The sequence below is a fragment of the Corallococcus sicarius genome (assembly GCF_003611735.1).
Lineage (GTDB): Bacteria > Myxococcota > Myxococcia > Myxococcales > Myxococcaceae > Corallococcus > Corallococcus sicarius.
On the sequence record NZ_RAWG01000237.1, the window covers coordinates 1 to 15,251 of the forward strand.

Annotated in this window: 7 protein-coding genes; 5 read left to right on the top strand and 2 right to left on the bottom strand. The window is 69.4% G+C overall.

Going from position 1 to position 15,251, the window contains the following annotated elements:
- Nucleotides 1-143 precede the first annotated feature (143 nt).
- A complete protein-coding gene (locus tag D7X12_RS29260) occupies nt 144-2,588 on the top strand; it encodes an acylase (RefSeq protein ID WP_120628546.1) in 2,445 nt (814 codons plus the stop codon).
- Nucleotides 2,589-2,604: 16 nt separating this feature from the next.
- Here D7X12_RS29260 and D7X12_RS29265 read toward each other — a convergent pair whose 3' ends face one another.
- Nucleotides 2,605-3,192: a regulatory protein RecX gene (locus tag D7X12_RS29265; RefSeq protein ID WP_120628547.1), complete on the bottom strand. Its 588-nt coding sequence runs from the start codon at nt 3,190-3,192 to the stop codon at nt 2,605-2,607.
- Nucleotides 3,193-3,315: 123 nt separating this feature from the next.
- Here D7X12_RS29265 and D7X12_RS29270 point away from each other — a divergent pair, with 123 nt between their 5' ends.
- The gene (locus tag D7X12_RS29270) at nt 3,316-4,266 is read left to right on the top strand and encodes a tetratricopeptide repeat protein (RefSeq protein ID WP_120628548.1); all 951 of its coding nucleotides are present in this window, start codon (nt 3,316-3,318) and stop codon (nt 4,264-4,266) included.
- 66 nt (nt 4,267-4,332) lie between these two features.
- Nucleotides 4,333-4,770, top strand: a complete 438-nt coding sequence (locus D7X12_RS29275; RefSeq protein WP_120628549.1) for a YciI family protein — start codon at nt 4,333-4,335, stop codon at nt 4,768-4,770.
- A 235-nt stretch (nt 4,771-5,005) separates the two neighbouring features.
- Here the strand turns inward: D7X12_RS29275 and D7X12_RS29280 are convergent, their stop codons facing one another.
- Entirely contained in the window at nt 5,006-6,718 is a 1,713-nt protein-coding gene (locus D7X12_RS29280; protein WP_120628550.1) for a phosphatidylinositol-specific phospholipase C domain-containing protein, read from the bottom strand.
- Between the two features lie 938 nt (nt 6,719-7,656).
- Here D7X12_RS29280 and D7X12_RS29285 point away from each other — a divergent pair.
- Together D7X12_RS29285 and D7X12_RS29290 are read left to right on the top strand one after the other, a co-directional pair.
- On the top strand, nt 7,657-13,341 hold the full coding sequence (locus tag D7X12_RS29285) for a sensor histidine kinase (RefSeq protein ID WP_120628551.1): 5,685 nt from the start codon (nt 7,657-7,659) through the stop codon (nt 13,339-13,341).
- A 406-nt stretch (nt 13,342-13,747) separates the two neighbouring features.
- Nucleotides 13,748-15,148, top strand: coding sequence for a hypothetical protein (locus D7X12_RS29290; protein ID WP_120628552.1), 1,401 nt, complete (start codon nt 13,748-13,750; stop codon nt 15,146-15,148).
- The last annotated feature ends 103 nt before the right edge of the window (nt 15,149-15,251 follow it).

The following is a 15,251-nucleotide window of genomic DNA, read 5'->3' on the forward strand; positions in this document are numbered from 1 at the left end:
TTCCTGGATCGCGCGGTGGGAAGGAAGTCGGTCGACACGTCGTCCGACGCGTCGACCGACTTCCTTCCCACCGCGCGATCCAGGAAGGCTCGGTTCTTACAAATAGGAGGGAATTTCTCCTCTTCCGTGAAGGGAGTCCCTCGATGGTTGGACGTGATGGAAGGAACCGGGGTGCCCGGCTGCTGCCGCTGGCGGCGCTGCTCCTGGCCACCGCCTGTGAGCCGCGCGCGACGCCGCCCCCGGCCGAGACCCTGGCGACGGTGAAGCTGGGCGCGGGCAGCTTCTCCGCCACCGTCCGGCGCACCGCGCACGGCATCCCCCACGTGCTGGCGGACGACTTCGCCAGCCTGGGCTACGGCTACGGCTACGCGTTCGCGCAGGACAACTTCTGCGAGCTGGCGGACGTGCTGGTGACGGTGAACGCGCAGCGCTCGCGCTACTTCGGGCCGGACGCCACCTACCCGGCGCCGCTGGGCGGCGACCTGATCAACCTGAAGAGCGACTTCTTCTACCAGTCCATCGTGGACGCCGGCACCGTGGACGCGCTGCTCGCGAAGCCCGCGCCGCTGGGCCCCTCCCAGGACGCGCGCGAGCTGGTGCGCGGCTACGCCGCCGGCATCAACCGCTACCTGCGTGAGACGGGCGTGGACGCGCTGCCGGATCCGCGCTGCCGGGGCGCCGCCTGGGTGCGCCCCATCACCGAGCACGACCTGTACCTGCGCTATTACCAGCTCAGCCTCTTCGCCAGCTCCGGCTTCTTCCTGGACGCGCTGGTGGACGCGAAGCCCCCGGCGCTCCTGCCGGACGGCTCGCTGCCCCTGCCGCTGCCCGTGCCCGCGAGCCTGGACCGCAATGTCTTTCCCCACTCGGAGTCCCTGGGCCTGGGCAGCAACGCCTTCGGCCTCGGGAGCCAGGCCACGCGCAACGGCAAGGGCATGGTGCTGGCCAACCCGCACTTCCCCTGGGAGGGCTCGGAGCGCTTCTACCAGGCGCACCTCACCGTGCCCGGCAAGCTCAACGTCAGCGGCGTCAGCCTCGTGGGCGTGCCCGCCATCCTCATCGGCCACAACGACACGCTGGCCTGGAGCCACACCGTCTCCACCGCGTACCGCTTCACGCCGTTCGAGTTGAAGCTCGTCCCCGGCAGCCCCACCACCTACCTGTTCGACGGACAGCTGCGCCAGATGACCACGCAGACGGTGACGGTGCAGGCGCGCGAGCCGGACGGTTCGCTCTCCTCGCGGCAGCACACCTTCTACCGCTCGCACCTGGGCCCGATGCTGGAGTACCCCGCCGGCCTGATGACCTGGAACGGGCTCACCGGCTACGCGTTCGCCGACGCCAACGCCTCCAACCTGCGCGTGCTGGACGCCTTCTTCGCCATGGACCGCGCCACCAACGTGGAGGAGTTGCGGCAGGCACAGGACACCTGGCAGGGCATCCCGTGGGTGAACACGCTGGCGGCGGACGCGCAGGGCCGCTCGTTCTACGCGGACCAGGGCGTCGTGCCGCACGTCACCAACGCGCACCTCGCCCGCTGCGTGCTGTCCCCCATCCCGCTGCTCATCCTCCAGTCCGCGGGGCTGCCGGTGCTGGACGGCTCGCGCTCCGACTGCGCGTGGGGCACCGACGCGGACGCGGTGGAGCCGGGCATCCTGGGGCCCTCGCGCCTGCCGCGCGTCACGCGCGACGACTACGTCACCAACTCCAATGACAGCTACTGGCTGCCCAACCCCGCATCTCCGCTCACCGGCTTCCCGCGCATCCTGGGCGGGGAGAAGAACGTGCGCAGCCTGCGCACCCGGCTGGGCCTGAAGATGGTGCAGGGCCGGCTGGCGGGCACCGACGGCCTGGAGGGCCAGCGCTTCACGCTGGAGCAACTCCAGACGGTGATGCTCAACAACCGCGCCTACTCCGGGGAGCTGCTGCGCGACGCCGCGGTGTCGCTGTGCCGCCGCACGCCCTTCGTGCTGATGGCGGACGGCACCTTCGAGGACCTGCGCCCCGCCTGCCCCGTGCTCGCGCAGTGGGACCTGAAGGGCAACCTGGACAGCCGCGGCGAGCTGCTGTGGCGCGTGTTCATGTTCAACGCGGTCGCGGTGACGGGCGGCCCGTACCTCATCCCCTTCAACGCCGAGGACCCGCTCAACACGCCCCGCGTGCTCAACACCCTGCACCCGCAGGTGGCCCAGGCGCTGGGCACCGCCGTGCGCACGCTGCGCGAGCGGAACATCGCCCCGGACGCGGCGACGGGCTCCGTGCAGGGCAAGCAGAAGAACGGCGTGTTCATCCCCATCCACGGCTGCAGCCACGACGAGGGCTGCTTCAACCAGATGTCCAACCGCCTGCTGCCGGACGGCACCTACGAGCCCATCCTCGGCTCCAGCTTCATCATGGCCGTGTCCTTCACCGACGCGGGGCCCGTGGCGAAGTCCGTCCTCACCTACTCCCAGTCCAGCAACCCGGCCTCGCCCTGGTACGCGGACCAGACGGCGATGTTCTCCCAGAAGCAGTGGGTGCAGATGCGCTTCACGGAGGCCGACATCGCCAGCGACCCGGCGCTGTCCGTCACGCAGCTCCAGGAGTAGCGCGGGCCCGAGCGGCTCAGCGGCGGAGCGGCGCGTCGTCAGCCGTTCCGTCGATGATCCGCTTCGCGATGGCGAAGGAGAAGCCCGCGCGCGCGAGCGCCGCCAGGTCCCGCTGGCGGTTGTCCGCGCGCGTGCTGGGGTCCCGCCGGAAGGGGCCCAGCCGCTTCTTGCGCGCCCAGATGAGGGCGGCGGCGTCCTCGGACACGTCCTCGGTGGCCTCCGCCAGCTTCTCCTGCACCAGCTCCGGGGCCACGCCCTTCATGCGCAGCTTCTGGGTGATGACGCGCGCGCTGCGGCCCGAAGCGCGCAGCGAGTGCGCCTTGGTCCGCGCATAGGCCCCATCGTTGATGAGGTTGTTGCGGATGAGCTTCTCCGCGAGCGCGTCCACCCACCCCACGGCCTCCTTGCGGTCGGTGCCGTGGGCCTTCACCGAGCGGTCCACCCTGCGCATCAGCACGCGCTTCAACTGGCTGACCGTGGCCGAGTAGCGCTTGAGGTAGTGCAGCGCGGCATTCTCCAGATAGCGCTGCGACACCTTGCGGGGTGGCTTGGGCTTGCGTGGCTCCCGGCGTCGGTCGCCGTCCCTGTCGGTGGAATCGTCCATGGCCCGTCCAGGTCTACCACCCGGGTCCGACCCCGGGGGGCGTGTCCGGCCACCCACCGGGCACACCCTGCCGGGGCCCGCCCCGTCGCCCGGTCGACCCAGGCGCGGCTAGAGTCGCGCGCCATGCGAATCCTCGCTTCCGCCCTGCTCTTCCTCACCGCCGCGGGCTGTGCTCACGCCCCGGCCCCCGCCGTTGAATCCGCTCCAGCCGCCACGGCCCAGGCGACACCCGCCGCCGTGCAGGAGCTGCCCCTGCTGGCCCCCCCGGTGGCCCCCATGCCGGGAACGCTGGACGCCCGGCGCGCGCAGGGGCTCGCGTCGAAGGGGAAGCTCCCTGAGGCGCTGGCCCTCTTCGAGAGCGTGTGGAGCCACGGCAACCGCAACCCCAAGGTCGCCAACGCCGCCGCCTACGCGGCGCTCCAGGCCGGGCAGCCGGCCCAGGCCCTCACCTGGCTCACGCGCGGGGCGGAGCTGGGCCTGCCGGAGCTGCGCGACGTGGAGGCCCTGAAGAAGGACGAGGACCTGGCCCCGCTGCGCGACGACCCGGGCTTCACCGCGCTGCTCCAGCGCATCCCGTCGATGCCGGACCCCTTCCCCGGCTCGAACCCGGAGTTGAAGCAGCTCTTCGCGGAGGACCAGGGCGACCGCATGGCGCTGGGGCCCAAGTCGACCCAGGACGACTTCCGGCGGCTCGTCGCGCGCGACCTGGCCCGGCGCGAGCGCGTGAAGGCGCTCATCGCCGCGAAGGCCCTGAAGACGGGCGCGGACTTCATCGGCGCGGGCTTCGTCTTCCAGCACGGCAACACCCTGGAAGACTACGCCCTGGCCCGCCAGATGGGCGTGGAGGCCGCGAAGGTGGGCCACCCGGACGGCCTGTGGCTCGCCGCCGCCGCGTGGGACCGCTGGCTGATGAAGGCGGAGCGCCCGCAGCGCTTCGGCACCCAGTACCGGGGCACCCCCGGCACGCCGCCCGGCCCCATGCGCCTGCACACCATGGACCCCAGCGTCACCGACGCCGAGCGCGCCCGCTGGGGCTTCCTGCCGCTCGCGGAGATCCCCGACACCCTCCAGTGAAGAAAATGGCGAGCCCTGTCGATTCCTCCGCCCATCGTTCGTCGCCCGCGAAGAAGGAGTCACCCCATGCGCTTCATGCTCATTCCCCGCTCGTCCCGCCCGGAGCCCACGCCCGCCCCGGCCGACGCGCCCTTCGACGAAAAGGTCTTCATCGCGCAGATGAAATTCAACGAGGAGATGCACAAGGCCGGCGTGCTGGTGGCCTCCGAGGGCCTCAGTGCGTCCTCGGCCGGCGCGCACGTCGTCTTCAAGGGCGGCGACCCCGTCGTGAAGGACGGCCCCTTCGCGGAGACGAAGGAACTCATCGGGGGCTTCTACGTGCTGGAGGTGAAGTCGAAGGAGGAGGCCATCGCGTGGGCCCGCCGCTACCCCGGCGGCATGGGCAATGACGACGTGATGGAGGTCCGCCCGCTCACCGGGTCCGACGACCTCCCGGCGGAGTTCATGGAGCTCATCCGGAAGGCGGCCCCGTCCTGGAGCGAGTCCTTCACGAAGTCGTCGTAACCCCATTGTCACCGGGTGCAGGATCAGTTTGAGGCGGCAGCCCGGTTGAGGGGGCTGCCGCGGCTGGGGTCGAAGCGGGCCCTGCCGGATGGGGCGACGCACCTGCGGTTCACCGGACTCGAGCTCCTCCGCCGGCTGGCCGCCCGGGGACGGCGGAGGGCGTCGGGAGTCGCGGCGCCCTCCGCGCGAGGGTGTGCTCGCGGGCTTGTCTTGAACCTGGAGACTCCTGGAAGGCTCAGCGGACTCCGACGAAGTCGATACCCGCAGAGGAGACCTGGTCGTTCCACGGGCCTCCAGCGACGGAGTTGATGTCGCCCACGCTCTGGGTGGTGCTGAGGCACCTGCCCGTCCGCGAGGGGTGTTCGCAGAGGGTCGCGCGATAGGGGCCGAGGATCCTCACGGAGGACAGGATGTCATCGAAGCCCAGGTCGCCCAGGAAGCCGACGCCGGAGGTGAGATGCAGGATGTTGCCTTCGAACTGGCCATGCTCGTAGAGGTACACCCCATCCGCGGCGGAGTAGGCCTGGACGGCATACGTGTAGTCCCCCTGCGTCGCCTTGTAGCCCGTCCCGTAGTCCGAGTACGCCCAGTTGCTGAGCCCCCCGGGTGACTTCTTCACCACCACGCTCCAGAGCTGGAAGGGGAAGCGTGAGCTCACCCGGCCGTGCAGTTGGGCGGCGCGGTCGCCCGTGCCACCCGAGAAGGCTCCGAGCTGGGAGTTCACGAAGCTGCCCAGGAAGCCGTTGCTCACCGCGCTCGTCACCGTCCGCGAGGTGAAGGCGAGGTGTGTGTAGTCATCCATGGTGTCGGATTGGACGTAGCTTCCATCCGTGTGCATCCAACCGGCCCAGCTTCCCTTCAAGGCCAGGGCATGCCAGAGGCGCCCCGGGGCGGCATTCTGGAGAAACGCATGGATGCCATACCAGCGGGCCTGGGCGTCGCCGCCCAGGGTGTAGGAGATGTTCCGGAAGGCGGTGCCGAAATCGCCAGGCAGGATGCTGGCGGAGGGGAGCAGCCGGTAGTTGAGGGCCAGGATGGCGTCAATCAGCCCCGCCCCCGGGAAGTCCATCATCAGGACCCCCGCGCGCTGGACGTTGCCGCCCACCAGGTGGTCGATGGCGTAGTCATTGACACCCCGGATGGCCATTCCATCGCCTCCGGCCACCACGTTGGGGAAGGCCGCCACGGAGGAGCCACTGAGGAAGTTCACATAAAGCGTGGGAGGGGCCCCCGCGTTCGTCCGCCCCAGGTGGTCCCGGACCTTGTCCCACTTGTTGTCGATGTCGAAGATCGTGGACACGGTCCAGTCATCCTGGAGGGCCAGCGAACCCCAGGTCACGCCGTAGGCTCCACCGCCGAAGTTGTCCAGGATGACAATCTTGCCGCGCACCTCCCCGAGCGTGGGCACATGGGTGCCTCGCCAGACATAGGGACTGTAGGCGGGCTGGTTGCGATACCACTCGAAGGTCTGTTGGAAGCTCCGGCTATTGCCGTCCGGGGTGTGTTCCTCCTTCACCCGCATGAGAATGGTTTCGCCGGGATGGTCGCGCAGGAACTGGGTGGTGGTCGTCAACACGTCGTCGAAGTTGGCGTTCAGGTAGACGACGCCATGGTGGATGGCGAACCGGTCGCCAATGTGGCGACACCGGATGTCCAAGGCCCGGAGCCCCGCGTCCAGTTGGGCCCTCAGGCTCAGGGATTGGGTCTGGGTGAGGTCGCCGCCCGTCGAGGTGAACGCCATGGAGTCATGGGTGCCCGGCAGCGACAGGGAAGCGAGGCTCGCCGAGCCGGGCATCCAGCTCAACCAGTCGGGATGACTCGTTTCGATGCTGCCGGAGTGGTTGTAGTAGCGCCCACGGGCGGCAGCGGGGGGGGTCGCGAGCAGCACGAGCAAGAGCACCGCCGCCGCGTTGCGCGGTCGGGAGACAGAAAACGTCCGGTGGGACATGGGGCCTCGGGGGAGGAGGAGGATGCGTGGGGTGAAGGCAGCCACACGCGAGGTGTGCGCTGTTGTCCGGGACCTAAGCAGGAATGGACGAGGATCCCCAGAGGCTTCGTACTTCACGGAAAAGCCCGGCAAACCCTCGCGGGCGCCGGGCTTTTCACGTCAAGCATTCCAGGCGGCTACGAGGTAAGCAAGGGCGCGTGTGACATCTGAGCGCGCCCGAGAAAGTAGGGTTTGAGGTCTCAAGAGTATCAAAGCAGGAGCCTGGAACGAGGAGGATGCCGCAGCGGCTCTCCCCTGCATGAGGGTTCGACAACACCCTCTGAGCTACCGTGGCTGGAGCAGGAAATTCGCGCCGATGGCCATCAGGGGCTTGACCTCTTCTGCGGCGCAAAGGAAGACATCGTTCGCGCGGTCTGCGGCCTCGACAAGGCGGACGCCCGGGGCATCGCGCTGCGCAAGTCGCTGTGGCAGCCGGCGCTGAAGGGGCTGGCGGACAAGCTCAACGCGCCGAGGCCGCTTGCGACGTGCGCCCACCGAGGCCAGCGCGCGTCCCATCGTCGCGGGCGACACCCGCACCCGGCCGCGACGCTCCACTTCTCGCGCGCCAGCAACTCGCGCGTCCACGTCGTGCGCCGCCAACCGGACTGCTGGGGCGTGTAACGGGCCGGGGTCATGGATCGCAGTCGGGTCGGCCAAGCTGTTCGTAGCCGGCTCATGCCCGCCTGACGCCTTCAGCAGCCTGCCAGGGGACGCCACCACCTCTCCGCCGGCCCGGCGCGCGGCCCTTGGGCTCCCGTCAGCGGACCTCCCCTCCTCCCTCTCCGCACCAGCACGCCCCCTCAACAGGGCCCCGTCTTTCCCATGCGTGGCTCGGGTCGCCGTTGTCGTCCCCGGAGGGGCGGCACCAGCCTGATTACCTTGGGGGTATCGGGAGGACAATGAAACCAGAGCTCCAGGCGTATGCGTTGGGCGATCGGCTCCAGGCGGGGCACCGGGCGACCGTCCACCATGCCGTGCGTACCACCGATGGACGCGCGATCCTCCTCAAGGTCCTTGAGCCTGAGCACAGCCGCCCGCAGGACCTCGAGCGGCTGAGGAAGGAATACGAGGTGGGGCGTGCGCTCGCGGGCCTGGCCGTCGTCGAGCCGCTCGCCCTCTCGACGTTCGAGGGGCGGCCGGCGCTCGAGTTCGAGGACTTCCCGGGCGCTCCGCTTGAGAAGCTCGTGGGCGCGCCGATGCCCGTCGGGGACTTCCTTCGCCTGGCAGTGCGTCTGGCCGGGGTTGTCGCTGACATCCACGAGCGAGGCGTCATCCACAAGGAGATCAAGCCGGGAAACATCCTCTTCGCCCCCGGGAGTGGCGAGCTCAAGGTCTGGAACTTCAGCATCGCCGCGCGCAGCACACGTGCGCAGCCCCCTCCCCGCGCCACTCGGATCATCGAGGGGTCGCTCCCCTACATGTCGCCAGAGCAGACGGGCTGGATGAACCGCTCCGTCGACAGCCGCTCCGACCTCTACGCCCTCGGCGTCACCTTCTACGAACTGCTCACGGGGCGCCTCCCCTTCGATGCGCGCGATCCCCTGGAATGGGTGCACTGCCACGTTGCCCGCACCCCGCCCGCCCCTTCCGCGCTCGTTCCCGTCCTTCCGGGCGTCCTCTCGGACCTCGTCCTCAAGCTCCTGGCCAAGCTGGCGGAGGAGCGGTACCAGACCGCGCGCGGGCTCCAGCACGACCTCGAGCGCTGTCTGTCCGACTGGCAGGCGAGAGGCACGCTCGTGCCCTTTGCCCTGGGAACGCACGATGTCTCGGACCGCTTCGAGCTTCCCCACAAGTTCTATGGCCGCGAGGCCGAACTCACCGAGCTCCTTCGTGCCTTCGAGCGGGCCGTCGAGCGGGGGACCCCGGAGCTCGTACTGGTGTCAGGGTATTCTGGCATTGGCAAGTCTTCGCTGGTCCGTGAGCTGCACAGGCCCATCGTGCAGGAGCGCGGGTTCTTCATCTTCGGCAAGTTCGACCAGTACCGACGCGACGTGCCGTACTCCACCTTCGCCCAGGCGTTCGCCGAGCTGATCGAGCAGATCCTCACCGAAAGCGAAGCGAGCGTGGCAGCCTGGAGGGAGCTGCTGCGGCAGGCGCTCGGCGCGAGCGCGCAGCTCATCATCGACATCATTCCTCACGTGGAGCTGATCCTCGGCCCGCAGCCCGCGCCTCCTCCCCTCCCTCCGCTCGAGGCGCAGAACCGCTTCCACTGGGTGTTCCGCCAGTTCATCAGCGTCTTCGCGCGCAAGGAGCACCCCCTCGCCCTGTTCCTCGACGACCTCCAGTGGCTCGACTCCGGGAGCTTGAAGCTCCTCGAGGACCTCGTCCTCCACCCGCAGACCCGCTACCTCCTCCTGCTGGGCGCGTACCGCGACAACGAGGTGGGCCCCTCCCACCCCCTCGCGCTCACGCTCGACAACATCCGGAAGTCCGGCGCGCTCGTGCACGAGATCGTCCTCGTCCCCCTCACCGTCGAGCATCTGGGACAGTTCATCGCAGATGCCCTGCACTGCCCCCCCGGCTCCGCCGCGCCCCTGGCCCGCCTCGTCCACGAGAAGACGGCCGGCAATCCCTTCTTCGCCATTCAGTTCCTCACCACGCTCCACGAGGAGGGCCTGCTGGAGTTCGACCGCGGCGCCGCTCGGTGGCGCTGGGACGTGGCGAAGATCCACGCCAAGGGCTTCACCGACAACGTCGTCGACCTCATGGTGCGGAAGCTCAAACGCCTCCCACCTGCCACACAGGAGGTGTTGAAGCTCGCCGCGTGCGTCGGAAACACCACGAACCTGCACACCCTGGCCGTCATCTCCAACCAGTCGGGCGAGCAGGCCGCGCGCGAGCTCTCGGACGCGGTCTGGGAAGGGCTGGTGCTTCAGCAGGGCGACGTCTACACGTTCCTGCACGACCGCGTCCAGCAGGGGGCCTATGCGCTCATCGAGGACGAGAGGAAGAAGGGCGTCCATCTCCGGATCGGGCGCCTGCTGCTGGCGAGCCTGGACGCACGGAGCATCGAGGAGCGCATCTTCGACGTCGTCAGCCAGCTCAACCACGGCCGCGCCCTCATCACCGACCCGGCGGAGAGGGACGCGCTTGCGAGGCTCGACTTCCTCGCTGGAAGGAAGGCGAAGGCATCCATCGCCTATGCCTCCGCGAGGAGCTTCCTCGCCGTCGCGGCGGACCTCCTGCCAGAGGATGCCTGGGAGTCCCGCTACGACTTCGCGTTTCCCCTCTTCACCGAACGCGCGGAGTGCGAGTACCTGGGCGGCGCGTTCGAGCAGGCCGAGGCCCTGTTCGACCTCCTCCTTGCCCGAGCGAGGACCGACTTCGACAAGTCCACGGTGTACGAACTCCGCCTGAAGCTCTGCCACGTCGCGGGCAGATACGACGAGGCGGTGGCGATGGGCCTCAAGGCCCTTCAGTTCTTTGGTTTGGACATCCCCGAAGACGCCGCGGTGCTGAGCGAGGCGACCCGTGCCGAGGCGGAGGCAGTCAAGGTCAACCTGGGCGGGCGCCGCATCGCGGACCTCGCGGATGCCGCCGAGGCCACCGACCCGCGCGTCAGGGCCATCATTGGTCTGCTCTCGAACGTGGCCCCTGCCGCCTATATTGGCAGCAGGCCCCAGATCTTCCCGCTCATCATCCTGAAGCTCGTCAATCACTCCCTACGGTTCGGCCACACGTACGAGTCCTGCGTGGGGTACAGCTGCTACGGCTTCATGCTCGTCTCCCTCTACGATGACCCTCGTGCCGCATACGAGTTCTCGGAGATGTCCATCAGGCTCAACCAGAAGCTCGGGGACATCAGCCGACGGGGCACGGTCCTGCACCTCCACGGCGACCACATCAATTTCTGGAGCCATCCCATCTCCACGGACTTCCCCATCCTGGAGCGGGGATTCCTCGCATGCCTGGATGCGGGCGACCTGGTCTTCGCGAACTTCATCGCGTTCGAGATCGTCTGGCAGGCCATCGAGCGGGGCGATGCGATTGATGATGTCATCAGGTTCTCGCGGAGCTACGCGGCCTTCGCACGGGACTCCCGCAACGAGCCCGTCTACCAGACGATCCGACTGGAGCAGCAGTTCCTCGCGTGCCTGAAGGGACAGACCCGCGGGAATACCTCCTTCGAGGACGATGCGTTCCAGGAGGCCCCGTGCCTTGCGAAGATTGCCGAGGCAGCCTTCGGGTGCGGCATCGTCTTCTTCCACATGATGAAGCTCATCACGGCGTATCTCGCGGGAGACGATGCCAAGGCGCTCCATCACGCGGACGAAGCGAAGAGGACGCTCAGCGCCGCGATGGCCATGCCCATGGAGGCGACCTTCTATTACTTTCACGCCCTCCTGCTCGCCCGCATCCACCCGCGGAGGGCGGAAGCAGAGCAGCGGGAGATCGCGAGGACGCTCGAGGGCTACAACAAGAAGCTCGCCTTCTGGGCCCAGAGCTGCCCGGAGAACTTCCTCACGAAGCACGCCCTCGTGTCCGCGGAGATCGCCCGAATCACGGGAGACGAGCTCCAGGCCGAGCGGCGCTACGAGGAGGCCATCCGGGCGGCGCGGGCCAACGGCTTCGTCCACTGGGAGGGCATGGCCAACGAGCTTGCCGCAGCGTTCTACCGGGAGCGACGCTTCGTGACCGTCACCGCTGCCTATCTTCGGGACGCTCGAGACTGTTACGCCCGGTGGGGCGCGGAAGCGAAGGTGAGTCAGCTTGAACAGCGCCACGCGCACCTTCACGAGGCACCTCCGCTCGGCCCCGCGGCCGTCTTCGCGGCCCGACCCGAGCAGTTCGACCTGCTCTCGGTGGTCAAGGCCTCGCAGACCATCTCCGGGGAGATGGTCCGCGAGCAGCTCTTGCGCACGCTCTTGCGGGTCGTCCTCGAGCAAGGCGGGGCGCGCCGGGCCCTCCTGGTCCTGTCCCGCGAGGGCGAGTTCGAGGTCGCGGCCGAGTCCGCCGTGGACGAGGAGGGGGCGCCGGGCCTGCTGTTCAGCCCGGCCGCGCAAGCGCTGGCGGCACGCGTCCCGGCGTCCATCCTGCAGTACGCGCAGCGGACCCGGGAGCACGTGCTGCTTGCCGACGCGGCCGCCGACGCGGAGCGGTTTTCGGGGGACCCGTACTTCGCGCAGGCGCGCCCGCGGTCAGTCCTCTGCCTCCCCGTCCGCAGGCAGGCGGAGGTCGTCGCCTTCCTCTACCTCGAGAACGACCTCGTCCCCGGCAGCTTCACGCCCGAGCGCCTGCTGGCGCTCGAGCTGCTCGCGGCCCAGGCGGCCATCTCGCTCGAGAACGCGCTCTTCCTCGAGCGCGAGCATGCCGGCCGCGTGGAGGCCGAGACGGCCGGGCGGCGTGCGCTCCTGCTCGGAGAGGCGACCGCGCTCATCTCCTCGACGCTCGACTACGTGGGCGTGTTCGAGGCGCTGACCCGCCTGTGCGCGCGCTCGTTCGCCGACTGGGCGATCATCGACCTCAACGAGGGGGGCACGGTCGTGCGCCTGGCGGGCGCACACCGCGATCCGCGGAAGGAGCCGCTCCTGCGTGAGCTTGCGGAGCGATACCCCGCGCGCATCGGCACGGCCACGCCGGTGACGAGCGTGCTCCAGTGCGGGGCCATCCTCCACCTGCCGGACCTCTCCGACGAGCAGATCCGCTCCTACACGCTGGACGAACACCACGCCGCGCTCATCCACCAGATAGGCACGCGGAGCGTGCTCATCGTGCCGCTGGTCGCGCGAGACACGCCGCTCGGGGCGTTGACGTTCGCGGCGGCCTCTCCGCACTGGTTCGGGACGGCCGACGTGGAGCTGGCGGTGGAGCTGGGCCGCCGCGCGGCGCTGGCCATCGACAACGCGCGCCTCCTCGCGGAGACGCAGCGGGCGCTGCGCCTGCGGGAGGAGTTCCTCACCGTGGCCTCGCACGAGCTCCGCACGCCGGTGACATCGCTCCGGCTTTCGGTGGAGGGCCTGCTCCGCGCGGCCTCGGCCGGGAGGACCGTCTCGGCGGAGTTGCTGAACCGCAGCCTCAGCCGGGTGCTGAGCAGAGCCGACAGGCTCGAGCAGCTCACCGGGGAGATCCTCGACGTGGCGCGCATCGCGCAGGGACGGCTGGAGCTGAAGCGCGGCGAGGTCGAGCTCGGCGCGCTGGTGCGCAGGGTGGTGGAGCGCCTCGAGCCCGAGCTGACCGCGGCCCGCTGCAGGGTGTCCTTCACGTGCGCCGCGCCGGTGGTGGGGCAGTGGGACGCCGCGCTGCTCGCGCAGGTCGTGACCCACGTGCTCCACAACGCCCTCAAGTTCGGGCCAGGCAAGCCCATCGAGGTCTTCGTCGGCGGGGAGGCCGGGAGCGCGCGGCTCGTGGTCAGGGACCACGGAATCGGTATCGCCCCGGAGCAGCAAGGCCGCATCTTCGAGCGCTTCGAGCGCGGCGTGTCCAAGAACTATGGCGGGATGGGGCTCGGCCTGTACATCAGCCGCAGGATTGCGGAGTCGCACGGCGGTTCGATCCAGGTTCAGAGCGTGCCCGGCGTCGGCTCCACGTTCACCATCACGCTCCCGTGCGTCTGGCAGCCAGCGCTGACGGCGTCGCTCGGCTGAGCCAGGGCGCGCCAGCGTCTCCTTGTCATAGCCCGCTGATTTTCACCTCCTTCTACGGCTCCAAGCCCCGAATGTGCAGCATGCTGCCGTCGGTCTGCGCCACCAGCACGTCGGCGGACGCAGCGACACGCCGCAGCAGGTCGTCTGAAATGGGGGGCGAAGCGCACGACCTGGCCGCGCTTCACCCAGCGCCGGGCCAAATCCTTCAGCAGCTCCGCATCACTCAGGTGGCCCAGCGGGCTGCGGCCGCCTTCCAGGCACTCCCTACCCAACCTGCACATCCCCCCGTCACTGATTGCCCTCCCTCAATCCGGGCGTGCACCCATTGTCACATTGTCACCTGGGCGCCTCCGCCCATGTCAGCCGGACATGCTATGCGGCGCTTCCCCACCCCGGAGGCTCCGCCTTGAATTCCCGTACCCTTGGACTTGCATGTCTTGTCGCGTTCGCCGCGCCCGCTTGTAGCGGCCCCGTCGCCGAACCCACCGCCCCCGTGGAGTCCACGGAAGCCGTGGAGACGACGGGCACCACCACCGCTGGCGCGACGGCGGTGGAGCGGCTCTACGCGGCGGAGGGGTCGCTCACGCTGAGCTTCGAGACGCTGGGCACCTTCGAGACGCGCAACGGCGTGCGCGCGCTCGTGCTGCACGCGACGGCGAACCGCTACCTGAGCAACGTGTTCAGCTACGTGCCCGACGACGCCTTCGGCGAGGCGAACATCATCAGCGAGCGCCGGCTGGAGGTGGTGCTCCCGGAGGGCCACGAGCTCAACTCGGTGCTGTCCGGCCTGCCGCTGTTCGTGACGGTGGACACCTTCACGGGCACGCCCACGCACTACACCGCGCGCATCGAAGTGGCCCCGCGCTTCTATGACTTCCAGGGCTCCAACTCCGTGTGGGTGTCGTCGGACGTCACGCCCTACTACGTCGTGAACGGCAACAACCCGCTCGTCTACCGGGGCCGCGTGGACGCCGCGGCCAGCGCCCTCACCGTCACGGCGCCGGACGGCGTGCCCACCGTGGCGCGCGTGGACGCGGACACCTTCAACCTGGACTGGAACTACACGGCGATGCACCAGGCGATGGACCCGCACACCACGCCGCTCACGTTCAACGCCGCGCTCACCGCCGGCGGCACGGCGCAGAAGACGGGCCGCGTGGTCGCGCGCGTCACCAGCCTGGCGCTCACCACCGGGGATGCGTACGACGTCTGGCCGTCGCCCAGCTGCCAGCCCGCCACCTACGACTGCGTCCAGAACAAGCCCACGGGCACGACGGACTTCTCCTCGTGTGGCACCTACCGCCAGGTGACGCGCTGCCTGTACGTGGCCAACGCGTGTGACGTGGGCACGCCCCAGCCGCTGTCGCTGACGGCCATCGACGCGTCGGCGCTGGAGCCCGCCCGGGTGGCCTGGAACCTCGGCTCCAACAACGGCGCGTGGCACGGCCTGGAGCCCATCACCGCGTTCCGCACGCCGTCCTGCCCGTCCTCGCCCACCACCATCCAGGGCGTGGTCGCCAAGGTCGCCGAACAGGACCAGTCCTTCCCGGACGTCGCGGGCGGCACGTACACCGACCGCGCGGGCCTGGCGCAGAGCATCCTCTTCACGAACAACTACTACGGCGACGGCGCGGCGCTCCTCCAGGCGATTGATGCCTACGCGGGCGGCGGCACCGTGCAGGCGTGGCTCTACACGCAGGGCGTGCCGTGCCACAACTGCCACGAGTTCGACACGCGCGCCGTCCTCTACTACCCGGCCACGCGCAAGGTCGTCGTGCTGGACGGCTACTACGGCTACGACTCGTAGCCCCTGCTGACGGCACCGCCCCGGCCCCAAGACGCGGGGCGGGGCCTTCCAGGGCTGGAGGGTGGAAGGCCGCCCCTGGGAGGCCGGCTCGGGCGCCCGGCCC

What these genes read in the sequence shown, in the direction of transcription:
- D7X12_RS29260 (WP_120628546.1), top strand. Translation starts at nt 144, where the DNA reads ATGGTTGGACGTGATGGAAGGAACCGGGGTGCCCGGCTGCTGCCGCTG.
- D7X12_RS29265 (WP_120628547.1), bottom strand. Translation starts at nt 3,192, where the DNA reads ATGGACGATTCCACCGACAGGGACGGCGACCGACGCCGGGAGCCACGC.
- D7X12_RS29270 (WP_120628548.1), top strand. Translation starts at nt 3,316, where the DNA reads ATGCGAATCCTCGCTTCCGCCCTGCTCTTCCTCACCGCCGCGGGCTGT.
- D7X12_RS29275 (WP_120628549.1), top strand. Translation starts at nt 4,333, where the DNA reads ATGCGCTTCATGCTCATTCCCCGCTCGTCCCGCCCGGAGCCCACGCCC.
- D7X12_RS29280 (WP_120628550.1), bottom strand. Translation starts at nt 6,718, where the DNA reads ATGTCCCACCGGACGTTTTCTGTCTCCCGACCGCGCAACGCGGCGGCG.
- D7X12_RS29285 (WP_120628551.1), top strand. Translation starts at nt 7,657, where the DNA reads ATGAAACCAGAGCTCCAGGCGTATGCGTTGGGCGATCGGCTCCAGGCG.